This is a genomic window from Calditerrivibrio sp. (assembly GCA_026415135.1).
Taxonomy (GTDB): domain Bacteria; phylum Chrysiogenota; class Deferribacteres; order Deferribacterales; family Calditerrivibrionaceae; genus Calditerrivibrio.
This window is the reverse complement of record JAOAHS010000019.1, coordinates 1-24,006: the sequence shown is the minus strand read 5'-3', so window position 1 is coordinate 24,006 and position 24,006 is coordinate 1. Positions and strand designations below refer to the sequence as shown.

General features: G+C 36.3%; 28 protein-coding genes. 2 read left to right on the top strand and 26 right to left on the bottom strand.

Annotated features, from left to right (window positions below):
* Nucleotides 1–33: 33 nt before the first annotated feature.
* From N3C60_03470 to N3C60_03380, 19 genes are all read right to left on the bottom strand, one after another.
* The gene (locus N3C60_03470; GenBank protein MCX8083961.1) at nt 34–1,533 is read right to left on the bottom strand and encodes a penicillin-binding transpeptidase domain-containing protein; all 1,500 of its coding nucleotides are present in this window, start codon (nt 1,531–1,533) and stop codon (nt 34–36) included.
* A gap of 140 nt (nt 1,534–1,673) precedes the next feature.
* The gene (locus tag N3C60_03465) at nt 1,674–2,264 is read right to left on the bottom strand and encodes an XTP/dITP diphosphatase (GenBank protein ID MCX8083960.1); all 591 of its coding nucleotides are present in this window, start codon (nt 2,262–2,264) and stop codon (nt 1,674–1,676) included.
* Nucleotides 2,261–2,977: a ribonuclease PH gene (gene rph, locus N3C60_03460; protein MCX8083959.1), complete on the bottom strand. Its 717-nt coding sequence runs from the start codon at nt 2,975–2,977 to the stop codon at nt 2,261–2,263. The genes N3C60_03465 and rph overlap by 4 nt, the downstream gene beginning before the upstream one ends.
* The gene (locus N3C60_03455) at nt 2,978–3,466 is read right to left on the bottom strand and encodes a hypothetical protein (GenBank protein ID MCX8083958.1); all 489 of its coding nucleotides are present in this window, start codon (nt 3,464–3,466) and stop codon (nt 2,978–2,980) included.
* 9 nt (nt 3,467–3,475) lie between these two features.
* A complete protein-coding gene (locus tag N3C60_03450; protein MCX8083957.1) occupies nt 3,476–4,261 on the bottom strand; it encodes an RnfABCDGE type electron transport complex subunit B in 786 nt (261 codons plus the stop codon).
* Nucleotides 4,262–4,269: 8 nt separating this feature from the next.
* Nucleotides 4,270–4,845, bottom strand: coding sequence for an electron transport complex subunit RsxA (gene rsxA / locus N3C60_03445; GenBank protein ID MCX8083956.1), 576 nt, complete (start codon nt 4,843–4,845; stop codon nt 4,270–4,272).
* 3 nt (nt 4,846–4,848) lie between these two features.
* Nucleotides 4,849–5,448 carry an electron transport complex subunit E gene (locus N3C60_03440; GenBank protein MCX8083955.1) on the bottom strand — a complete coding sequence of 200 codons (600 nt, stop codon included), beginning with the start codon at nt 5,446–5,448 and terminating at the stop codon, nt 4,849–4,851.
* The gene (locus tag N3C60_03435; GenBank protein MCX8083954.1) at nt 5,445–6,008 is read right to left on the bottom strand and encodes an RnfABCDGE type electron transport complex subunit G; all 564 of its coding nucleotides are present in this window, start codon (nt 6,006–6,008) and stop codon (nt 5,445–5,447) included. The genes N3C60_03440 and N3C60_03435 overlap by 4 nt, the downstream gene beginning before the upstream one ends.
* Entirely contained in the window at nt 5,998–6,990 is a 993-nt protein-coding gene (locus tag N3C60_03430; protein ID MCX8083953.1) for an RnfABCDGE type electron transport complex subunit D, read from the bottom strand. The genes N3C60_03435 and N3C60_03430 overlap by 11 nt, the downstream gene beginning before the upstream one ends.
* Nucleotides 6,987–8,288 (bottom strand): electron transport complex subunit RsxC, encoded by a 1,302-nt coding sequence (rsxC, locus tag N3C60_03425; GenBank protein ID MCX8083952.1) that lies wholly within the window; start codon nt 8,286–8,288, stop codon nt 6,987–6,989. Before rsxC ends, N3C60_03430 begins: the two co-directional genes overlap by 4 nt.
* Nucleotides 8,289–8,291: 3 nt before the next feature.
* The gene (locus N3C60_03420; GenBank protein MCX8083951.1) at nt 8,292–8,741 is read right to left on the bottom strand and encodes a cytidine/deoxycytidylate deaminase family protein; all 450 of its coding nucleotides are present in this window, start codon (nt 8,739–8,741) and stop codon (nt 8,292–8,294) included.
* Nucleotides 8,742–8,762: 21 nt separating this feature from the next.
* Nucleotides 8,763–10,019: a serine hydroxymethyltransferase gene (locus tag N3C60_03415; GenBank protein ID MCX8083950.1), complete on the bottom strand. Its 1,257-nt coding sequence runs from the start codon at nt 10,017–10,019 to the stop codon at nt 8,763–8,765.
* Nucleotides 10,016–10,486, bottom strand: a complete 471-nt coding sequence (gene rpiB, locus N3C60_03410; GenBank protein MCX8083949.1) for a ribose 5-phosphate isomerase B — start codon at nt 10,484–10,486, stop codon at nt 10,016–10,018. Before rpiB ends, N3C60_03415 begins: the two co-directional genes overlap by 4 nt.
* Nucleotides 10,487–10,607: 121 nt before the next feature.
* On the bottom strand, nt 10,608–10,868 hold the full coding sequence (locus N3C60_03405) for a hypothetical protein (protein MCX8083948.1): 261 nt from the start codon (nt 10,866–10,868) through the stop codon (nt 10,608–10,610).
* Nucleotides 10,869–10,935: 67 nt separating this feature from the next.
* Complete coding sequence (locus N3C60_03400; GenBank protein ID MCX8083947.1) at nt 10,936–12,111, bottom strand: TIGR04013 family B12-binding domain/radical SAM domain-containing protein; 1,176 nt, start codon at nt 12,109–12,111, stop codon at nt 10,936–10,938.
* Nucleotides 12,101–13,351 (bottom strand): nodulation protein NfeD, encoded by a 1,251-nt coding sequence (locus N3C60_03395; protein ID MCX8083946.1) that lies wholly within the window; start codon nt 13,349–13,351, stop codon nt 12,101–12,103. The genes N3C60_03400 and N3C60_03395 overlap by 11 nt, the downstream gene beginning before the upstream one ends.
* Nucleotides 13,348–13,989 (bottom strand): tRNA (guanosine(46)-N7)-methyltransferase TrmB, encoded by a 642-nt coding sequence (gene trmB, locus N3C60_03390; protein MCX8083945.1) that lies wholly within the window; start codon nt 13,987–13,989, stop codon nt 13,348–13,350. The genes N3C60_03395 and trmB overlap by 4 nt, the downstream gene beginning before the upstream one ends.
* Nucleotides 13,974–14,843: an MBL fold metallo-hydrolase gene (locus N3C60_03385; GenBank protein MCX8083944.1), complete on the bottom strand. Its 870-nt coding sequence runs from the start codon at nt 14,841–14,843 to the stop codon at nt 13,974–13,976. The genes trmB and N3C60_03385 overlap by 16 nt, the downstream gene beginning before the upstream one ends.
* The gene (locus tag N3C60_03380; GenBank protein ID MCX8083943.1) at nt 14,843–15,037 is read right to left on the bottom strand and encodes a DUF1858 domain-containing protein; all 195 of its coding nucleotides are present in this window, start codon (nt 15,035–15,037) and stop codon (nt 14,843–14,845) included. Before N3C60_03380 ends, N3C60_03385 begins: the two co-directional genes overlap by 1 nt.
* A 96-nt stretch (nt 15,038–15,133) precedes the next feature.
* Between N3C60_03380 and N3C60_03375 the strand changes: the two genes are divergently transcribed.
* Nucleotides 15,134–15,610, top strand: a complete 477-nt coding sequence (locus N3C60_03375; protein MCX8083942.1) for an MGMT family protein — start codon at nt 15,134–15,136, stop codon at nt 15,608–15,610.
* A gap of 11 nt (nt 15,611–15,621) precedes the next feature.
* Here the strand turns inward: N3C60_03375 and glyQ are convergent, their stop codons facing one another.
* From glyQ to N3C60_03340, 7 genes are read right to left on the bottom strand one after another with little or no spacing between them, the layout of a single operon-like run.
* Nucleotides 15,622–16,494: a glycine--tRNA ligase subunit alpha gene (gene glyQ / locus N3C60_03370; GenBank protein ID MCX8083941.1), complete on the bottom strand. Its 873-nt coding sequence runs from the start codon at nt 16,492–16,494 to the stop codon at nt 15,622–15,624.
* A 17-nt stretch (nt 16,495–16,511) separates the two neighbouring features.
* Entirely contained in the window at nt 16,512–17,732 is a 1,221-nt protein-coding gene (locus tag N3C60_03365) for an argininosuccinate synthase (GenBank protein MCX8083940.1), read from the bottom strand.
* A complete protein-coding gene (argF, locus tag N3C60_03360; GenBank protein MCX8083939.1) occupies nt 17,729–18,667 on the bottom strand; it encodes an ornithine carbamoyltransferase in 939 nt (312 codons plus the stop codon). Before argF ends, N3C60_03365 begins: the two co-directional genes overlap by 4 nt.
* A complete protein-coding gene (locus N3C60_03355; protein MCX8083938.1) occupies nt 18,667–19,824 on the bottom strand; it encodes an aspartate aminotransferase family protein in 1,158 nt (385 codons plus the stop codon). Before N3C60_03355 ends, argF begins: the two co-directional genes overlap by 1 nt.
* A 46-nt stretch (nt 19,825–19,870) precedes the next feature.
* A complete protein-coding gene (locus tag N3C60_03350; protein ID MCX8083937.1) occupies nt 19,871–20,752 on the bottom strand; it encodes a formyltransferase family protein in 882 nt (293 codons plus the stop codon).
* Nucleotides 20,749–22,434 carry a DUF2207 domain-containing protein gene (locus N3C60_03345; GenBank protein MCX8083936.1) on the bottom strand — a complete coding sequence of 562 codons (1,686 nt, stop codon included), beginning with the start codon at nt 22,432–22,434 and terminating at the stop codon, nt 20,749–20,751. Before N3C60_03345 ends, N3C60_03350 begins: the two co-directional genes overlap by 4 nt.
* Entirely contained in the window at nt 22,435–22,989 is a 555-nt protein-coding gene (locus N3C60_03340; protein ID MCX8083935.1) for a LemA family protein, read from the bottom strand.
* Nucleotides 22,990–23,130: 141 nt separating this feature from the next.
* Here N3C60_03340 and motA point away from each other — a divergent pair, with 141 nt between their 5' ends.
* A complete protein-coding gene (motA, locus tag N3C60_03335) occupies nt 23,131–23,985 on the top strand; it encodes a flagellar motor stator protein MotA (GenBank protein ID MCX8083934.1) in 855 nt (284 codons plus the stop codon).
* Nucleotides 23,986–24,006: the final 21 nt, after the last annotated feature.

The following is a 24,006-nucleotide window of genomic DNA, read 5'->3' as shown; positions in this document are numbered from 1 at the left end:
ACTGGATACCCCTCTGTCAATATCGAGGGGTATCTATCTTTCAAGAACAACCCTCTGTAATTTAGCTACCAACGGTGCAGCTAATCCACCGCCTGTGGCTTTTTCCCCCATCGGTTTGTAATCGTCCCTTCCTATCCAAACAACAATGACATAATCACCAAAGCCAGAAGCAAACCACACATCTCTGGAATCGTTTGTTGTCCCAGTTTTTCCAAAGGTTCCTTTCATTAAACCAGCACCTTTTGCAGTACCTATTCTCACAACTTTTTCAAGTATCTTTCTTATAATTTCCGCAGTAGAATTGGAAAAAACTCTTTCTTCACTTTCTGAAACAAATATTGAGGAATTATCATCTTTATTTTTTAGAGATTTCACAAATCCTATACGTTTCTTAACTCCATCATTAGCAATAACGCTTATATAGTTAGCCACCTCAATAACATTGTATTCACCAGAACCAAGACAGAAACCAAGAAGAGGTTTAGCAGGTAATCCAAGCTTTTCAGACATCTTTGCTACATTGTCAAGACCAGTTTTTAACGCCACCTGTAACGTCCCATTATTAAGGGAATAAATAAGTGCATTCTCTACCTTTGTCTTACCCATATAGAAATCTTCGAAATTTTTTGGTGCATAAGCATTTTTACCTTTTCCATATACTGTTGGTTTATCCTCTATAATATCCAAAGGACTAATCCCCTTTTCAAAAGCCGCTATATATACCACAGGCTTATAGACAGATCCTATCTGTCTTCTCAAATGGAGGGATCTATTCAATCGTCCATTACCATTTTTCGAACCGAAGATCGTAAGTATCTCACCGGTTTTGGCATTAACAATTATTCCAGCAGACTGTAAAGCCGAATCCTTCTTATCAAAATATGATATTAATGTATCAATAACTTTCACATATAATCTACTGTCAAAACTTGTCTCCACAATGGTTTCATGTGGTAAAACTGCAAACCCCATTTCTGTTAATTCCTTTAAAACAATCTGAGAAACATGGGGAAAATCATCAATTCTTTTTTCACTACTAAAGTTTAACCTACTCTTATCATAGATCTTATACACCGCTTGTTTATATTCTTCAAATTTCATAGATTGTTCAGCTCTATCAAAGAGATAAAAAAGGTAAAGTTTTTCGCTATGATTTAAGTTTGAGTAATCACGCCCAAAAATTTTACGGGACAACCCCTGCAACCCATAAGTCATATTGTCATATTGGAGCCTATTTAAAATCGTTTTTCCAAGCATTTTAAGGTCTGCATTTTTAAAAATATAGTTATAAAAAGCATACTCCACAAAACTGTTGTCGAAGCTCTTTGGCAAACAACCCCAAAATATCTTATTCAAACTGTCTCCATTTAACCCGAAAAGATAACTATAAAATGGATTAGTTTTTTTTGTCTGTTGGCATCTGTGCATTAAAAACTTCATAGAAATGTCATCAATATCCGCTAAGGACAAGTCACCGCTGTAAATAACTGTCTTTTCAAAGAACTTTTTTCCATACATATCTAAAAATATCATTCTTTTTTCTTCAGGGTTTGTATAGGATATATACTCACGATAAACATTACCACCTATTTTGATACTGATTCCTCTCAGAGTTAGAGAAAAAATTGTTAGCAAAATTACAATAAACAAAGATAAAAAAAGAAAAGACTTTCTCATCTAAAATTGCTTGTTAAAAAATCCCTCAGTTTAACCAATGCCTTATATCTGTGACTGATTCTGTTTTTCTCTTCAGGGGATAACTCAGCCATATGCCTGCCATCTTCCAGAACAAAAATCGGATCATAGCCAAAACCATTCTCACCTCTATACTCAAAACCTATATAACCCTTACAATCACCATAAAAGGTCTTTACAAGTCTTCCTGATTTGGCAAGAGCTATCACACACTCATATTTAGCATCCCTTTTTTCAAAGGGGATATCTTGTAACTTATTCAGTAAAAGGTTATTATTTTCATCATCTGTGGCATTTTTACCTGCAAACCTTGCCGAATAAACCCCTGGAGCACCACCAAGATAATCCACAGAAATACCAGAATCATCCGCAATAACATATTCATCAACATACTTAGATATTTCGATAGCCTTTAAAGCTGCATTTTCTTCAAAAGTGCTACCTGTCTCTTCTATATCACCTATATTCACATAGTCATAAACAGATTCTACAACAATACCCACCGGTTCTAAAATCTCCTTTATCTCTCGTAATTTATGTCTATTCTTTGTAGATAAAAGTAACTTCATACCATTTCAAGAACTTTTCTCTGTATATACACAAGCTGATTTATGCCATATAAGCCCACTTGAAGCATTTCATCTAAAACAGTTTTATTAAAAGGGGATTTTTCTGATGTCCCCTGAATTTCAATAATCTCCAAGTTACTATTTGCCACAAGATTCATGTCAACTTCTGCAACAGAATCCTCTTCATAACAGAGATCAAGCATGATCTCCCCATTGACAATCCCCAAACTAACTGCAGCTACAAGCTCTTTCATAGGATTTTCTATACCAAAATCTCTCATCATCTTCTCTGAAGCCAAATAAAGAGCAATACAACCGCCAGTAATAGAAGCAGTCCTTGTCCCTCCATCCGCCTGTATAACGTCACAGTCCACTACTATAGTTCTTTCACCAATCTTAGTAAGATCGATAGATGTTCTTAAGGATCTTCCAATAAGTCTTGAAATCTCCTGAGTTCTGCCACTTAATTTACCCTTTTGAGATTCCCTTTGATTCCTGATATGCGTTGCCCTTGGCAACATAGAATATTCAGCTGTTAACCAACCAGTATTCGTACCTTTTAAAAAAGGCGGTACACCGTCTGTAACAGAGACATTACATATCACTTTGGTTAAACCATACTCTATCAACACCGACCCTTCTGGATACCTTATATAATTTTTTACTACTCTTATCTCTCTTAACTGTTTATTATCCCTTCCATCTATTCTCATCTATTCACCCACCATAACAATATTTTCACCCTCAATCATGTATAACCCATCACTTCTTATATTAGAAAAAGGTGTCTCCCCAGAAAATACCAATCTAAACTTTTCAGATTCTGGAATATTTAATTTAACAGTCTGAAATATTTGAAGTAAGATCTTATATTCCTGAAAATCACCCAAATGTTCCTTTGGCCCCCTAAACTCTGCATAAACAGTAACAACCTTTGAACTATTATCGAAAACCACTTTTAGAAATCTTATATTATCAGGAACCTCTGTAAAGCCCTTTTTACCATCTTTTGATAACTCATTTAAAGCTTTTAAAGATAGCTCTTCATTGTTATCTATTCTTTTAAAGACAATGACATCTTCCACCTTGTTTTTAAGTGTTTCACTATCAATAACAACTTTTTTAACTTTCTTAGGGTAAAAATAATACACTAAAAAAACAACGATGATTAAAACAGGAATAAAAACAATATATCTTTTCATAGAAATACCTTAATCATATCTCTTAATGGCCTTAGTAGGACAAATCTCCTCGCACTTTCCACAGTTTGTACATTTATCTGGAATGATGTATGCTAAGTTATTCTCCACTACTATTGCATCAGATGGACAATTTTTTTGACACAGTTTACAGGCTATACAAGCTACTTTGCAAAATGCCTTGGCATCCACACCCTTATCAAAAGATCTACAGCTTACCAAAAATTTCTTATCATAAGGAACAATCTCAATAAGCTTTCTAGGGCATGCCTTTACACAAGCTGCACATGCAGTGCATTTTTCTTCATCGATGGAGGGTAAGCCTTCTTCATTCATATACATGGCATCAAATTTACAGGCAGTAACGCAACTTCCACCACCAACACAGCCATATATACAAAATTTAATCCCCCCAGCCAACATTACAATACTATGGCAATCTCCTGGACCTTCATAATCGTATCTTTCCTCGCAATTGGAATGGCCCCCATTACACCTGACTCTGGCTACCTTCTTATAGGTACTTGTAAACTCTACACCAAGTATCTCCGCTATCTTCATAGCCACATCATTGCCACCAACTGGACATCCAGAAATACCTGCTTCACCACTTATCAATGCCTCTGCGAAAGCAGCACAACCGGGATAACCACATCCACCACAATTAGCAGCAGGTAATATATCTATTAGTTTTACGACCCTTTCATCCTTTTGAACAGAAAACTTTTTCGAAGCTATCCAAAGCCCCGTCCCAGCAATAGTTCCAGCCAAACCCAAAACAATTACAGGCTCTATCATAACCACTCCTATTTTACTAGTCCACTAAATCCCATAAAAGCTAATGATAAAATACCAGCAGTGATAAGCGTAATCGGTAATCCTCTAAAATAAAATGGTATATCAGACAATTCAATCCTTTCCCTGATACCTGAAAAGATCACAAGAGCTATAGAAAACCCAACAGCAGACCCAATAGTGAAGATCAACATCTGAAGGAAACTATAATTGTTTTGGATATTCAAGATTGCTGCGCCTAAGACTGCACAATTTGTAGTAATCAAAGGTAGAAATATACCCAAGCTACTATAAAGAGCTGGAGAAGTTTTTTCTATTACCATCTCTACAAATTGTACCAATGAAGCTATCACCAATATAAATATTATCGTCTGCAAATAACCCAGATCCAGGGGATTTAACACTGCATACTGTATAATCCAAGTAACAATACCAGATACACCCATCACAAATATAACAGCAAAGGACATCCCTATGGATGTATCCAGCTTTTTTGACACCCCGATGAATGGGCATATCCCCAAAAACCTCGCTAATACAAAATTATTTACTATACTTGCAGATATAAAAAGGAGTATATATTCCATCTACTACCTCTTGCTATTCTTTCTTTTTTCAAAAAAAGTGATAAAAAACATAATAAATCCAAGCCCGATAAAAGCACCTGGAGGCATGATCATAGCTATCGCAGGTGCAAAGCTTTCCCCAAAGAGATCCACTCCAAAAATCGATCCATTGCCAAGTATCTCCCTTAATGCCCCTAAAATCGCAAGCGCCAAAGTAAATCCTATGCCTATGCCCACTCCATCAAGCATAGAGGATAAAACAGAGTTTTTCGATGCGAAACTCTCTGCTCTACCCAATATGATACAATTTACTACTATAAGGGGAATAAACAGACCTAAAACTTTATGAAGATCATGTAAATAAGCATTCATCGCCAAATCTACAATTGTAACAAAACTTGCTATTACAACTATAAAAACCGGTATTCTGATCTTTGATGGTATGAGATCCTTAATAAGAGATATAACAACATTTGAACATATTAAAACAAAAGTCGTTGCAAGTCCCATACCCAAACCGTTTTTAACAGATGTAGTTACGGCAAGAGTTGGACACATGCCCAAAACTTGTTTGAAAACACCATTATTTTTCCATATCCCTTCTTTTAGTATAGTTAGATTCATTCCTTGCCTCCTTGTAGGGGGAGAACTTTTTCATTTAAAAATTTCACTGCTATCGTAACGGCTTCACAGACAGCTCTTGGACTTATTGTAGCTCCACTAAATTGATCTATGTTACCACCATCCTTTTTCACCATAATCTTGTCATCTTTTCCTAAACCCACAAACTGTTTTTTAAAACTCTCATTTTCTATCTTATTACCAAGACCAGGAGTTTCAGCATGTTTTAAAATCTCCACACCGTACACTTTACCATTTTTATCAAAACCAACAAGGATGTCAATATCACCACTATAACCCTTTGACGACTTACTTTTTAAAGCATACCCAACAGTGGTACCTGCCAATTTTGCAAGATAGACCGTTTTTCCGTCCACATCTATTTTATCTGTATCTGGCTTGTTATCGTATTTAGGCAGCACTATATTCAATGCCTTTATCAATTCCAACCTATAAGCCTCTTCAATCTTATCCTTTGTTCCCTTATAGGTAATAGCCAATAAAAAGGCAGCTATACCTGTCACTATCGTAAGTATATAAATCATGTTCAAACTACTTTTCATCTACCACCTCCCCAAAACTTTTTGGTCTAAGGTAGTAATCAATCAAAGGAACAAAGGCATTCATTATCAAAATCGCAAAAGAAACACCCTCAGGGTAACTACCAAAAATCCTTATGACAGCAGTCAAAATACCACAACCTATACCAAAGATTACCTGCCCCTTTTTAGTCACCGGGCTTGTTACCATATCCGTAGCCATAAAAAAAACACCCAACATTAAACCACCTGTTGTAAGATGTACTAAAGGATTCAGACTTTTCTCTGGGTGTATAAGCCAATATGGAACAACGATAACTAAAAAACCCACAAGATAGAAAACAGGTATATGATAGGAGATTATTCTCTTATATAAAAGGTACAGACCACCTAATACTATAGCAAATGCAGCTACTTCCCCCAGAGACCCAGCCATATAACCACCAGCATAGTTGAATACATCATTATAGTTACCAATTATTTTACCATTAGCGATTATCTCAGCTTTTGCTTGCCCCAATGGTGTCGCTGTGGATACAGCATCAAAGAAAAAAGATTGGTGTAGGGGTACTGGTTTTATCCAGTTTGTCATCTGAGCAGGCCAAGATATGAGAAGAAAAACCCTTGCCACAAGTGCAGGATTAAAGGGATTTTGCCCCAGTCCTCCATAGATCTGTTTACCAATAACAATAGCTATAAAAGACCCCACCGCAATTAACCACCATGGAGAATCTGGAGGTAAGTTCATAGCAAGTAAAATACCTGTAACAAGTGCACTATTATCATGTAAAGTGATGGCTCTTTTTCGTAATTTCAAGAAAATATATTCAAATATCAACGTAAAAAAAATTGTAAGTAAATAAGTCTTAACGGCAAAATAACCAAAAAAATAGATGGAAACAGCGATAGCAGGTAAAAGGGCATAGACAACATGCAACATCACTTTTGAAGTGGTCATCTCATCCCTAATGTGCGGTGAAAAAGTCACTAAAAGTTTATCACTCATTTTTGAGACCTCTGTTTTAAAATATTCATTACCTGTCTCTTAGCGGTTTTGAAATACCCGACAAGGGGTCTTCTTGCTGGACAAACATAACTACAGCATCCACATTCTATACAATTTACTACATGCCAATCTATAAGCTTTTCATACATCTCATTTAGACTATATTGCTCCATAATGGCAGGAACAAGACCCATGGGACAAGCCTGAACACATCTGCCACATCTTATACAATTTGTCTTTTTCATATCTGGTAAGTCTTCTTCCCGCAACACAACCAAACCACTTGTCCCCTTCATAGTAGGTGTATCCATCGATGTAGCAGCAAAACCCATCATCGGCCCCCCCATGATGATCTTCTTAGGTTTACCTAAAAAACCTCCACAGGCATCTATAAGTTTTGAAATAGGTGTTCCTATTTTCACCAAAAGGTTTTTTGGATCTTTTACTGCGCCAGTAACGGTTACAACCCTTTCGTACAATGGTTTTCCAAATGTCCACGCTTCATAAATAGCCTTAAAAGTTCCAACGTTGTGAACTATTACACCTACATCCAAAGGTAATCTACCTTCAGGCACAACTCTACCAGTAGTAGCATAGATCAACTGCTTTTCACCCCCCTGGGGGTATTTAGTATGTAAAAGTTGAAGATCAAAGGTGTATTTTATTTTATATTTTTCAAATACCTGATAAGCATCGAGTTTGTTATCCTCTACAGCTACAATGAGATTTTCTATATTAAGTTTATCTTTAACGATCAACGCTCCTAAAAGGATCTCCTCGGCATTTTCCACCATTAATCTATGATCACATGTCAAAAAAGGCTCACATTCTGCACCATTAACAATCAAAGTATCAATTCTTTTAGGAGGACTAAGTTTTACATGAGTGGGAAATGTAGCTCCACCAAGCCCCACAATACCAGCCTCAGCAACCAAATCTTGGATCTTCTCTTTGTTTTGAATTCTCATATAGTCATCGTTTAGATCCATTATCTTCAATCTTACTGCTGGGACATAGCCAAGTATAGGATGAGATGCGAGCACCAACCCTTCCACTTCACCGTTAAAAGGGGAATGCAGATTGCTGCTTATAAAACCTGACATGTTGGCAATTTTTTGACCAACTTTAACAATATCCTTCTTTTTTACAAGTTCTTTTGAAGGAGCACCCAAGTGTTGAGTTATAGGTATTTGTAATACCTCTCCAATCTCATAGGTCAATGGTTCAATCTTTTTAGATGCTGTTTTTTCTTTGTTGTATTCAGGATGAACTCCACCAGGAAATGAAAATCTCTGCATCTTTTACCTCATTTTTTCGTATTGTCTCACAATAATCGATGTTTCTTTAAGTAAATCGTCGGCCAATTGATCATCGTAATACTCCTGGTAAACAATCTCTCTTATTCCTGCATTTATAATCATTTTAGAACATATTGAACACGGTTTAGTATTAGTATATATTGTCGAGCCATCAATACAAACACCATATTTCGCAGATTGTATGATTGCATTCTGCTCGGCATGCAACCCTCTACAAAGCTCATGTCTTTGACCGGATGGTACATTAAGTTTTGCTCTTATACATCCCACATCAGAGCAGTGACTGATACCTGTTGGAACTCCATTATACCCTGTGGCAAGTATATGATTTTCTTTAACTATTACAGCACCAACCTGGCGTCTAATACAAGTAGAGCGCTCTTTAACTACATTTATAATTTTAAAAAAGTACTCATCCCAATCTGGTCTCAATTCATTCCCACACAGAAAATTTTAATACAACTTCCCCTTATAAAGTGGAAATGCTTCACACAACTTTAACACTTGTTCTTTTACTGATTTAATATTTGCCTCATTATTAGGCTCAGACAGCACCTGGGAAATAAGATCACCTATAATATCCATCTCAGCTTCTTTCATCCCCCTTGTAGTAACAGCTGGTGTACCTATACGCACTCCACTGGTAATGAATGGTGATCTAGTCTCAAAAGGAACAGTATTTTTGTTCACAGTTATGTTAGCTTTACCCAGAGCCTCTTCGGCATCTTTACCAGTAATATCAACATTTGATAGATTTATAAGCATTAGGTGATTATCTGTTCCTCCTGATACCAATTTAAAACCATTCTTTAGCAATCTCTCAGATAATCTCTTAGCATTTTTCACAATCTGTTTTTGGTATTCTTTAAACTCCTCTGTCATAGCCTCCTTAAGGGCAACAGCCTTGGCAGCTATCACATGCATAAGAGGACCCCCTTGAATGCCGGGGAAGATCTGTGAGTTAAGAGTTTTTGCAAAGGCCTCTTTACAAAGAATCAAGCCGCCCCTCGGTCCCCTTAAAGTCTTATGGGTAGTGGTGGTTACAAAATCTGCGTACGGAACAGGGGACGGGTGGACACCAGCAGCCACAAGCCCTGCAATATGGGCCATATCCACAACAAGCACAGCCCCCACTGTATCCGCAATCTCTCTAAAAGCCTTAAAATCTATCACCCTTGGGTACGCACTGGCACCAACCATTATCATCTTAGGCTTATGCTCTTTAGCTAACCTCTCAGCCTCATTATAATCTATCGTTTCTGTGTCTTTACTTACACCATACGGTATTACATTATAAAATCTACCTGAAAAGTTTACAGGACTTCCGTGTGTGAGATGCCCCCCATGGGAAAGATTCATCCCCATTATTGTATCTCCAGGTTTTAATACTGCAAAATAAACAGCCATGTTTGCTTGACTACCAGAATGAGCCTGAACGTTTGCATGCTCCGCCCCAAAAAGCTCCTTTGCCCGCTTAATGGCCAATTCCTCTGCTATATCAACATATTCACACCCTCCATAATACCTTTTAGCGGGGTAACCTTCTGCGTATTTATTTGTCATTATCGAACCCTGGGCTTCGAGCACAGCTGGACTTACAAAATTTTCACTGGCTATCAACTCAATATGGGTCTCCTGACGTTCAATCTCTTTGATCAAAGCATCATAAACTTCTGGATCGGTCTTTTTTACAAAATCATATAAACTCATTTCTCACCTTCCATATATTTTTTCCAATATTTATAGGCATATTCATCTATTTTTGATATTCTTCTTTCATGTCTTCCACCTTCAAACCCGGTGTTTAACCATACATCTACAATCTCTTTAGCAAGCTCAACCCCTATCAGTCTCCCACCTAAAACAAGAATATTTGCATCGTTATGCAATCTACTCAATTTAGCAGTAAAGGGGTCCCAGCATAAAGCGGCCCTAATCCCCGGAAACCTGTTGGCGCTTATCGATATACCAATACCTGTACCACAAAGAATAATAGACCTTTCAACATCGTGGTTTAGTATAGATTCAATTGCTTTTAACGCAAAGTCTGGATAATCTACTGAATCACTCGAGTACGTCCCGAGATCTAATACATTATGCCCTTTAGAATGAACATAGGTAAGTATTGTATTTTTTAACTCAAAACCACCATGATCAGAAGCCAAACTAACTCTCATCTATCACCCTAAAGTAAGAACTTTACCGGACTAACAGACTAACCTTTTAGATAATTGTAATGAAAAGGTCAAGAAATTATTTTCGAAAACAGTTTTAAAATTATAAAACTAATACAAACTATTAAATCTCTGAATGTTTCAAACAGCTACTACAATTTTTACCACAGCCACCAAAAAATGTATTATATTCCAAAAACCAGTTGGATAATTCTTTTAAAACCCATTCCTTCTCATCACTGGATAACTCATTGAATAATACATCAGTTTTTTGTTCATATTCTTTTAGACTGACTCCCAGCTCTTTTACAACATCCTCCTCAGTAACCCCAAAATCTTCGATGAGAATAAGCTTTTTCTTCATTTCAAGGATTGTTTCTTTCATATACACACCTTTTTAATAGTATTTTGTACTTAAAATAACATCTTGAAAAATATTATCAAGCTATAATTTACACCTGAAGGCTCTCAAGGCAGTAGGCTAAGTTTTGCTGGGTGTTCCATTGTCCAAAAAGACGGCTCTTGCCTTCGAGACTCTTTACAAAACGTTCAAAATATTCTGGCATCTCTGTGGGAGATAAATGCTCCCACTTACTACCAGGCAAAGGCATAAAATAATGGGAATGAATTCTGACTCTGGATGACCACTTCTCAATCCATTGCATCGTTTCCATTATCGTCTCATCTGTCTCAAACGGCAGCCCAAAAATAAAATCCACATCAACAATAAATCTGTACTTCAAAAAAAGCTCAATAGCATACTCAACCCGTTCAATATCATCTGGTCTATTCATCTTTTTTAACATCTTCTTTGAAGCAGACTGAAGCCCCAAAACAACCCTTCTATTATGACAATACTCCTTGATAAGTCTTACAAAGTCATCATTAACAAAATATGGATTGATCTCTGATGGAAAAGAACCATAAAATATCCTTCCCCTACCCTTCAAAAGTTTACTAAGTCTATTTAAAAGATCTTCTATTTTAACATAATTCACAGCTCCATTGTAAAAATATGAAGCAGAATCAGGCGAAATGAATCTTATATCTGTTTTATTATGTTCCAAACCATAAGCCACATCCTCTAAAACCTTCTCCACAGACCTAAACCTTAAAGCACCTTTGTATAGCTGAGGTGTCTGACAGTAACTACAAGAAAAGGTACACCCCCTCATAAGTTCGATGGCACCAAAGAGACTTTTCTTTCTGGGATAGGCAGGGTAATCATCTAAAGAAATCCTGCTCGAACTCTTGTAAACCTTTTTTCCCTCATTCCCTGATAATAGATCCTCAACTATCTCCTTTAATATCAATTCCCCTTCACCAACACCTACTTTGTCAAAATAAGCTGAAACCTCATCTGGTCTTGCCGAAGGATGGGGACCTCCACAAACGGTCTTAAGATTACGAGAACTCTTTTTGATACTATTTACCAGTTCTAAATAAAACCTAGCATTAATACTGTTAAATGAAAAAAAGTAAAAGCCATCAGTGAGATGATCTTTTATTTCATCAACTTTTATTACCCTATAGTTCAGATCTGGGAACCATTTTTCAAAAGCTACCAATAAAGCCCTTATTGAAAATTTATTATATTTATCAAGTACAAAAAAATGTTCACACTTCAATCTTTCTCACCCTCAACACAAAATCATTCACTGCGGTAACCTGCACATTATCCCCCTTAGTCAGCATCTGATCAGATACTGCACTCCATATCTCACCATGAACTAAAACCTTACCCTTTGATCTCTCCATATCCCAATCAATAACTTCCCCCACTTGACCCAACATCCCCTCAACACCAGTTACAACCTTCTTCTTCATGTCCCTTATCAGTAACCTACCTATGAACAACACCACTACCAAAAGAGCAAAAATAAGCCCTACTATCATGGACAAAGAGACTTCAATCCCCATATTACCCCCTTTACTAAACAGGATGTACATACCAAAAGCCAGAGACACTATTCCAGCCAAAGAAAGTAAACCAAAACTTGTAATAAATATCTCAGCAATCAAAAAGGCTATACCAGCAAAAATCAAAAGTAAGCCCAAATAATTTATAGGTATAATATTTATAGCCAATAGAAAAAGTATTATTGCAGCAATACCTATTGAAGCAAATATAAAAGAACCAGGCATCTTAAATTCAAGGAAAATCGCTGCTATTGCAATAAGCAAGAGCATAACAATGACATTGGGATCACTCAGAAAAAAAGCGATCCTCTCAATAATAGTTGGCTCATTTATTTTAAAACTCGTTATCTCAGAGATACCAAATCGTTTTTTAAGCTTTTCTTTAAACTCTTGATCCGTATTAGCTATATCATCAGCAATTCTCTTTTCAAAAGCTTCCTTTGCTGTTAGGCTGAGGGAATTAAGCACCATCTCCATTGCCACCTTTTCATCCTTTCCCCTTTTCTGTGATATAGAACGGATAAAAGCAGTAGTGTCGTTCTCCACCTTTTTTCTCATATCACCTTTAATATCATCACCTGTAATATTTACCGGATGGGCAGCACCTATATGGGTGCCATCAGCCATTACAAGATAATTAGATGCAAGGGCAATGAATGCCCCAGCAGAGGTAGCTCTGGCTCCCTGGGGAGAAACATATACAACAACAGGCAATTTAGATTCTAAAAAAAGTTGAACTATCTGTCTTGTAGATTCTAAAACTCCTCCAGGTGTATCTAACTTTATTACTATCAGAGCATCCTTATCAGTAATCTTTTCAAAATTGGACTTAAGGTATTTGTAAGTATAACCAGTAATAATACCTTTAACTTCAAGAATAAAGACATCTTTTGCAAAAACTGAACTTGCAAAAAGCAGACATAGTACACCAAGTATTACCCTTTTCATACCTTAACCATCCTATAAAAATATACTCTATTATGAACAGCAAATTTTCTATAATATTTTGTTGGATAGTAATCCAAAAGATCGTTGACATAATATCCTTCAAACTCAGGTCTCAGACCCTCCACTGTTTTTAGATTCAATAGGATCTCATTGGCATAGTCATCATGGTCAGTTACTATAAAGAGCTTACCACCAGGTACAAGTTTTTCTTTTAATATTTTGAGAAACTCTGGCTTGAGTAATCTACGCTTATTGTGCTTTTTTTTAGGCCATGGATCTGGAAAATTTATATAAAAGTTCTTAACTGAACAATCCCTTAAAAGGGGTATAAAAAAACCAGCATCAAATTGTATCAACCTGACATTATCCAAACATTTTCTTTTTACCCTCGCTATAGCCTTTCTAAAAATCTTTCGAATCACTTCAAAACCGATATAAACCTCATCCCTATTCACTTCAGCCATATGGCAAATAAACTCCCCATTACCAATACCAATTTCAACATTCAGATATCTATCAGAAAAAACGTTATCCCATTTATACTGAGCAAGGGGCTTTATCTGACTTTTAATAACATCGGAAAAGATGTATAAACCCTCTTCAAAAGGTAACTCCAGATTTACTATATCTTTTTCCATAAAAAACCTTTATCAATATTGACCTCCACCAGACCTTCCTCAAGTAAATCAAACAGATACCCTTTTATGGTAGAAAAGATAAGTAGATAGATACTTTTGCTCAATTCTATATCAAGTTTTTCAACCACCTTTAAAAAGATCTCCCTTTCGCCAATGTTGTCATCAATATTATCGTAAACAATATTTTTAACTTGCTCCACATGTTTTTTATTAAGATTTACTACATGCTCCATCTGACTTTTATCAAACACACCCTTATGACAAATAACGCATTTTTCATAAGGAACACCAAGAAGCTTATCAAGGGATCTTCTAAATCTGCTCACATCATAAAGATATAAAATCTTATATTTGTCTATGATTTCTCTACTAAATACCGCATCCCCAAAATAGCAAATATCCTCCACCTTAAAACCTGTCATACCCGGTGAATGCCCAGCCAGATCAAATGTCTCTATACCGTAACTCCTCAGATCAAATTTATCAAGTCTATCAGCAAAACTTTTTTTAGCACATAAAAATTTATCTTTTGTTAAGAATAAACCATAGCCACCATTTAATAGTGCAGTTTCTAATTCAGGAAGTTCACAAAAAGATATCTCCCTGCTATCAATATATATCTTAGTATTATATTTTTTCTGAAAATAATAGTTACCACCAGTGTGATCTGCATGGGAATGGCTGTTTAAAATATATTTAACTGGCTTAGCAGCAATTTTATCTATTTTTTTAGCAACAGACTCATCAATACATGTATCAAACAAAATAACTGACTCATCATCAGTATCACAGCCCATAATCATGTTCGGGCCTAAATCTATTGTAAAAATTCTATCTGTAAGATAACTGTACATTACTTTTTAATCTCTTTTTCTATTTCTGCAATAAGTTTTTCAGGATCGATACCATGCATCAAACAACCCTTTTCAATTGTTTCGTTTTGAATCCCCATACAGCTTAAGCATCCCATATTAAACTCATCAAACACTTTTTTAGATTGGGGAAACTTTTTTATGACCTCTGCTATAATCATAGTTTTGGATATCATAAGGCACCTCCTTTATTTTAATTTTATTTTACAATTTTTAATATCTTAGTCAATCTTTTTTCTTGTGGATTAATCGAATCTATTATATGTAATACCATGAATAGTATAGTAATACCCTTCTTTAATGTATCAAATTTAGAAATATACTGGGATAACTCAAACATACCTTTAAAGATTGAATTTACTCAAAAAAATATCTCTAAACATAATCTACCACAAAACATTGCAAAGATAGTAGATGTATTAGAAAACTACTTCGATGTTGAAGATTATGATATTTTTCACATTTTATCTGGGGTAATATTTAATAATTTTGACAAAACTATATATAAAACTCTTTCCAAGATCCCCATGGGTCATACTATCACCTACTCCGAATTAGCCAAACTGTCAGGTCAACCCAAAGCTACAAGGGCTGTAGGTAACTCGATGAAAAGAAATAGATTTCCTCTCATTATCCCATGCCATAGAGTCGTTTCCAAACATGGTTTAGGAGGTTTTTCAGCAGGTATAGAGCTAAAAGTAAAACTTTTGGAAATGGAAAAACGATATAAAAAAAAAGGTGGCATTTAGCCACCCCCTCTTTAACCATTCTTCAATAACGGAAAACCCATCGCTTCCCTTGACTTTAGGTAACCCTCAGCACAGAGCTTGGCCAGATTCCTGACCCTGGCAATATAACCTGTTCTTTCGGTAACAGAAATGGCATTTCTTGCATCCAGAAGATTGAAAGTATGACTACATTTTAAACAAAAATCGTATGCTGGCAATACCAACTCCTTTTGAATAAGCCTTATGCACTCCTTTTCATACATTTCAAAAAGCTTAAAATTCATCTCAACGTCCGCCTCTTCGAAATTAAACCTTGAAAACTCCACTTCATTTCTATGATATACATCACCATAAGTCACATTTTCGTTCCATTTTAAATCAAATACAGACTCAACCCCTTGAAGGTACATTGTGATCCTTTCCAAACCATAGGTAATCTCACCAGACACAGGCTTAAGATCTATTCCACCTGCCTGCTGAAAATATGTAAATTGGGTTATCTCCATACCATCAAGCCAAACCTCCCATCCTAATCCCCAAGCTCCAAGTGTAGGAGACTCCCAATCATCCTCCACAAACCTTATATCATGCTCCAATGGATCTATTCCCAAGTATCTAAGACTATCAAGGTATAGATCCTGTATATCATCCGGTGATGGCTTTAAAATGACCTGAAACTGATAATAATGCTGTAGTCTGTTGGGGTTTTCACCGTATCTACCATCAGTAGGTCTTCTACTTGGCTCAACGTATGCCACATTCCATGGCTCTGGTCCCAAACATCTTAGGAATGTTGCCGGATTGAAGGTTCCGGCACCCACTTCTATGTCGTAGGGTTGATAAATTATGCAACCTTTTTTTGCCCAAAACTCTTGAAGCTTTAATATCACATCCTGAAAATACATCCATATACCCCTTCTAACTATTTTTTGATCTTCGCAAGTCTCTTTGCATGAGCCCTTATAGGTAAAGAATGCAATTTAATAAACCCAGTAGCATCTGTCTGGTTGTAAGCCCCAAGATCGTCATCCATAGAAACTACAAGTTTGTCATACAGTGTATATTCAGATTCTCTACCTATATTGATGATGTTACCTTTATAAAGCTCCAACCTAACTTTACCAGTTACAAACTCCTGAGTCTTATCCAAAAATGTCCTTAAACACTCCATCTCATGGGTAAACCAATACCCCGAATAAACCAAATGGGAAAATCTCGGCATAAGTGTATCTTTCAAATTTATAAGGGAACCATCCAACGTAATACCTTCCAAATCTCTATGTGCGGCCATCAATATAGTGGCTCCAGGTGTCTCATAAACACCCCTTGACTTCATCCCCACATATCTACTTTCCACCATATCCACTCTTCCTATACCATGCTTCGAACCAAGTGCATTAACTACCTTAAGTAGTTCTGCAGGAGCATAAGTTTTACCATTTACCTTAGCCGGCTCACCCTTTTCAAACTCTATCTCCACCTGTTCAGGTTCGTTGGGGGCATCCATAGGGTCAGTAGTAAGCTCAAACATATCCTTTGGAGGTCTCATTGCAGGATCCTCAAGTATACCAGCCTCAAAACTGATATGCATAAGGTTTTCATCCGAACTCCATGGCTTGTCCGCTGTAGCCTTTACAGGAATACCATGCTCTTTTGCAAAATCCATAGCCTCCTTTCTACCCTTTATGACATTAAAAAAGGCTGGATCTCTCCACGGCACTATTGCCTTTAGATCTGGCGCAAGGGCAGCCACTGAAAGCTCAAACCTTACCTGATCGTTACCCTTACCTGTAGCGCCATGGGCTATATATTTGGCTCCTGTTTTCCTTGCAATATCCACCATACCCTTTGCAATCACAGGTCTTGCAAGGGATGTTCCCATGAGATACCTACCTTCATATACCGCATTAAACTTTATAGAGGTATAAACAAAATCTTTAACAAAATAGTCCTTCAAATCGACAACATAAAACTCCTTAGCCCCAGACTTAAAAGCCTTTTCCTCTATAGCTTTAAAATCATCCCTCTGTCCCAAATCAGCAACATAAGCCACAACATCATAACCCTTTAAATCTAACCACTTTAAAATTACTGAGGTATCAAGTCCACCAGAATAAGCAAGCACTACTTTTTCTCTGCTCATAACAATCCTCCAAAATTTCCATTATTTATTAGATAAGCCATTATAGCTTTTTGGGCATGAAGCCTATTTTCCGCTTGATCAAAAACTATCGACATATCAGACTCAATCACTTCATCGGTAACCTCTTCACCCCTATGGGCAGGCAAACAGTGCATAAAAAAGGTGTTTTTACCAGTAGATTTTAAAAGTTTCATATCCACTTGATAATCTTTAAAAGCAACAAGTCTAATATCGTTTTCCTCTTCCATACCCATACTGGTCCAAACATCTGTGTATATAATATCCGCACCCTTTACTGCCTCGTAAGGGTCATAGGTATGTACTATTCTTTTACCATTTTTCTGGGCTATGTAATCTGCAGCCATTAAAATATCTTTTTTTGGTTCATAACCTTTAGGTGTAGCGATAGCAAAATCTATCCCAAATTTTGATGAACCCAGCATCAAAGAATGGGCCATATTATTTCCATCCCCCACATAGGCCAACTTAACATCGTAACAACCGAATTTCTCATAAATAGTCATAATATCTGCCATTACTTGGCATGGGTGAAAATCGTCACTCAAACCATTTATCACAGGGACAGTACTGTATTTAGCGAGTCTCTCAAGCTTACTATGTTCAAAAGTTCTAAGCATAATCATATCCACATATCTGGATAGAGTCCTGGCAGTATCCTCTATTGTCTCACCCCTTCCAAGCTGTAAGTCATTTTTGCTCAGAAAAAGAGGGTATCCACCCATATCCATAACCCCTACCTCAAAAGAAACCCTTGTTCTCGTGGAAGACTTTTCAAAAATTAGAGCAACTGTCTTCCCCTTTAACAGATCCCTGCCAAAACTGTATCTTTCTCTTTTAAATCGTAAAGCAAGATCGACAAGTTTTTTTAGCGTATCAGAATCATAATCTCTAAGTGTAAGAAAATCTTTTTTCATCAGATCTCCCGAAAAATTTTTTCTAATATTTCTATACCTTCATCTATAACATTATAATCTATGTTCAAAGCTGGGTATACTCTGACAGTATTATCCCCAGCTGGGACGGTCAGTAAGCCACGTTCATTGGCTTTTATAACGAAATCAGCCATTGAAATTCCATCATCCAATCGCAAACCCACCATCATCCCCATACCTCTGACCATTGCTTTATCTGATACAATCTTTTTTAGCTGCTCCATCAAGTATTCACCTTTTTTTCTAACAGTTGACAAAAAAACTTCGTCAGAAACTATCTCCAAGACGGTTTTTGCAATCGCACAACCTAAGTAATTTCCACCAAACGTGGAAGCATGCGTTCCGGGACTTAAGTATTCAGCCACTTGAGGTTTTGCCACCATAGCTCCAACAGGGAAACCGTTACCCAGAGCTTTGGCAAGGGTAAAGATATCAGGCTCAACCCCATAAACCTGATAACCAAAAACCTCGCCAGTTCTTCCGATACCTGTTTGTACCTCATCAAATATAAGTAAAATATCCTTTTCAGAACATATATCGCGAACAGCTTTAAGATAAGATCTATCAGCTGGGATAACCCCACCCTCGCCCTGAATCACCTCAAGCATCACAGCAACCGTTTCATCATCAATGGCATGTTTTAAAGCGCCAATATCATTAAAAGGGATATGGAAAATATGACTAAGAGTAGGTTCAAAACCTTTCTTTACCTTATCTTGGCCAGTCGCAGAAAGTGTAGCAAAAGTTCTGCCATGAAAAGAGTTTAACATTGTGATTACCTTATAACGTTTTCCACCAAATTTTTTATTCCCATAGATCCTTGCTAACTTCAATGCAGCCTCATTCGCTTCTGCACCCGAATTACAGAAAAACACTTTACCACCAAAACTGAGCTTGGAGATAACCTCTGCAACCTCTTCCTGTAAAGGGTTTTTATAAAGATTTGAAGTATGAATCAAAGTTTTTGCCTGACTATACAAAGCAGAAGCTATCTTTTCGTTGGAGTGGCCAAGATTAGTCACAGCTATACCAGAGGCAAAATCCACATATCTTTTCCCATCTTTATCATAGAGATATGACCCTTCCCCTCTTATGAATGCAATATCATATCTATTATACGTGTTCATAACAGCGTTCATCTTTTACCTCCAGAAAAGTAAAACTTAACTCATTTTCAGGCAAAAATCAATCGATTTTAAGATATTTATTTAATACACATGACTTTTTCAAAACAACTTTTTCAACATCAATATCCATTAACAAAACCGTACCACTCCCACAAGCCACCTCTGCACCATAATCATTTATAGTGAGTACCTCACCAGGATATCCATAATCACCCTGCCACTTTTCAGGTTTAGCCTTAAATACAGTGATCTTTTCATTTTCTAAATAGCAAAAAGCACCAAAAAAAGGTCTACTGTATGCCCTTATATGATTGTATATTGATAAAGCATCAGCTCTAAAATCTATAATAGCGTTTTTTCTTCTGATTCTACTTAAAGAAAAAGATAGCAACTCATTTTGAGGTTTAGAGGGTAGCTTTTTTAAATCGATGTTAGATATGACACTAACTATCTCATTACAAACTTTCATTATGTAATCTTCCGGATAATCCTCAAAAGCTATCCTGATCTCCTTTTGGTATACAATATCACCAGCATCCGTTATTTCTGAAGGTCTATAAAAAGTAACCCCACCCACAGAAACACCCCGCAAAAACTGCTCTGTTATAGCACCATAACCTCTATACATGGGTAACAAAGCAGGTTGACAAAAAAAAGCATTGTGATGGGGTGTTATATCAAAAAAATCTTTATTCCAATCCAGCAATATAAGATTCTTTTCATTACTTATTTTATACTTCTCAATAAAATCCAAATATTTCGATAGTTCTAAAAAATGGATCTCAAAGTAACTACCGTATAAATCTTCTATCTTTCTCAAGCTTTTTCTATGCACCTCATTTTTATAGGTAAATATCGGCAACGAGATACCATGATCCATAAACAACGGCAAAAGATAATCTAAAAAAAGCTGTGACGAAAATAAGATATAATTATTCACCAGCTTCCACCGCCCCCTCCACCAAAACCTCCTCCACTTCCACCCCCTGAAAAACCACTACCACCAGAAGCAGCAGATTTAGGTTTTGATGATAAAGAGTTCTTAATAGAATCAAAAGACTTTGAAACCGAACCTATAAAATCACCCATATAGCTCACTGTACCACTTGTCATAAACCACTCTGGAGGCCTCACCATTAATCCTTCAAACTTGGTAACCCAATCTTTAAATAGATTTAAAGATATTGCATAGGGCAAGGTCTTGTCAAAATATCCTTCATCTTGAGACAATAGGTACTTCAATTTTTCCACCTCAGTCCTTTTAATAAACTCACGAAAACCAACTATCTTTTTGTACTTATCAAGCCCCTTTATCGTTTTCTTTGGCATTATAATCCCATAAAATATCATAATAATGCCAGAAAGCCATAGATAAACAGCCCCATTTAACCCCCAAAAACCAACAACAAAAAAACCTACAAATAAAAAACCAAAACCAGCAAGCAAAAAAAGTAAAGAAAGCAACTTACTATCTTTAAAATATAACTCTTCATTTTCTATATCCCTATTTAGGGCATTTCTTACTTTTTGGAGTTTATCATAAAATGAATCTTTCAAAGAAGAGATCAAAACACTATCCCTTAGCCCAAACAGAGCATCAAAAAAAACCTTTTCATGGTTTTTAGCCTCTTTAGGCAGATCTTTCAATTTATGAATCATATAATCGTCTTTGTCGAACAATCCTTCCCCTTTGATCTCTTCTATACTCACAACACCTAAACTTGCCCAATAAAATATAAGTGATACAATATCCCTGTTATCAAGCATGTCATCATTTAAGACTCCCACTTCAGCAGGTGTAAGATTTCTTGGAGGAAAATACTCCACAACTTTCACAAATTTTAAATCCCTACCATGTCTTACCCATACTGAATGGGCTATAAACAAAACAAATAAAGGGACCAACACAAACATATTGTTTATCAAGAACAACTTAACTTTTAACAGAATCGAACTCTTACTAAAATAGCTATTGGGTAATCTTATCGCAAAAGTCACCCCATGCTTAGGTGGTAGTTTGGGAATATTCTCAACCATCAATCCATCAGAAAGCAAATATCCAGACATTATCCTTTCTCTACTTCCAGAGGGACCATAAAAAATAATAAAATCCTCTTGTTTTAAACTAAACCCCTCTTTCAGCTTGACTGAAAAAGACAACTCATTAATATATACTCCCCAATCATGCCCTATGACATTCCAATACAATTCCGAATGATCATCAAACCTATTGATAGCCCCAAAAACCTTGTACCTTATTGAATAATAAACTCTACCACTAACAAGCCTTTCTTTATCCCCTATCTTAATAACCACATACCCATCTTTCTTAGACACTGAAAAAGGCTTAGGATCTGTATCTATATCAAATATCTCGATCTTATAACGTTTATTACCAAAACTAAACCTTCCTGAATCCATAATAAAGCTGTCAGTCTGATAAGAATAGGGTATTTTCCTGAAAATACCATGTCTTGGTGAAATAAAATTTACCGTTAATTCTTCAATAACATCTATTGTGGAATCTTCATTAATTTTTATCTTTACCTTATAATTTTCTATATCAAAAAATTCAGCAAAAGCCAAAAAAGGGAAGAATAACAGAAAAATAACGACTTTCATCTAAAAGGATACCTCAACGTTGCCCCTTTCACGATCTTCCAAAGTGAAATATTCTCTTTTACCAAAATGGAATATCTTAGCTATTATAAGAGATGGGAAAGTCTCGCACAAGGTATTGTTCTCCTTTACAACTGCATTGTAATATCTTCTCGCAGCCTGAATATTGTTTTCTATCTCAACAAGGGCACTTTGTAGCGATAAAAAATTTTCATTAGCTTTTAAATCAGGATAACTTTCCGCCAGTGCAAAAACACTTCTCAATGCTGAAGTGAGCATATTTTCACTTTTGATCTTATCATGGATACCCTTTGATGTTTGTGCAATATTCCTCAATCTTACTACATTTTCTAACGTCATCTGTTCATGTTTTGCATAACCTTTTACAGTCTCTACAAGATTTGGAATCAGATCGTATCTTCTCTTAAGCTGGACATCTATACTACTATAAGCCTCATCTATCATATTCCTAAGGGAAACAAACCTATTGTAATAAAAAACTCCCAGCCCCACAATCACAACAATAAAAATAAGAACAACTATCCCCAATACACCCATAAGCCACTCTCCGTTGACTTGTTAACTTTTTTGTATTATTATATCTATTAAACGGTTTAATCAATACAAAATTTAGCTTATGTTTTTGTATCTTTTACCGATGAATATTTTATGATAAATAATTTAGGAGAAGTGTAGCTTATGACGGCTATTATTGGATATATAGTTGTTTTTGGCTCAGTTTTGGGAGGATTTCTTTTAGCTGGCGGTAATATTCATCTACTTATTCAACCTTCTGAGTTTATAATAATAGGTGGTGCTGCACTTGGAGCACTCATAGTCGGTTCACCTATTGCTTTAATCAAGCTTATAGTTGGAGGTGTCAAAAGCCTTTTTAGTGGGAAAACGCCAACCAAACAAGATTATGAAGAGCTCTTGAAACTCTTGTACGAACTATTTATAAAAGCACGAAAAAATGGGCTTCTATCCTTAGAAAACGATGTAGAAAACCCCAAGGAAAGCCCCATTTTCAATAACTATCCATCAGTATTAAAAAATCACCATCTACTACACTTTATAAGCGATAATTTAAAAGTCATTCTTACAGGTGTAATGCAACCCCATGAGTTGGAAAACCTCATGGATGTAGATATAGACACCGCCCACAAAGAAGAACATCTTCCTGCCCATGCAATTCAGAAAATGGCTGATGGTCTTCCAGCATTCGGTATTGTTGCTGCAGTTATGGGTGTCGTTATTACGATGGGTCTTATCAGTGAACCCCCTGAGGTCTTAGGTCACCATATTGGTGCCGCCCTTGTTGGTACATTCTTGGGGGTTTTATTATCTTACGGTATAGTTGGTCCTATCGCATCAGGTCTTGAGAATATAGTAATTTTTAACAGTTTCACCTACAGAGTGGTAAAAGAAGCCCTCGTATTCTTCGTAAATACTCCTGATCCAAAAGCAGCAATAGAACTCGCCAGAAGGGCTATACCCCCATCTACAAGACCATCATTCGAAGAACTGGAAGAAAAGTTAAAAGAGATCAAGTAATATGGCAGCTGAAAAACGCCC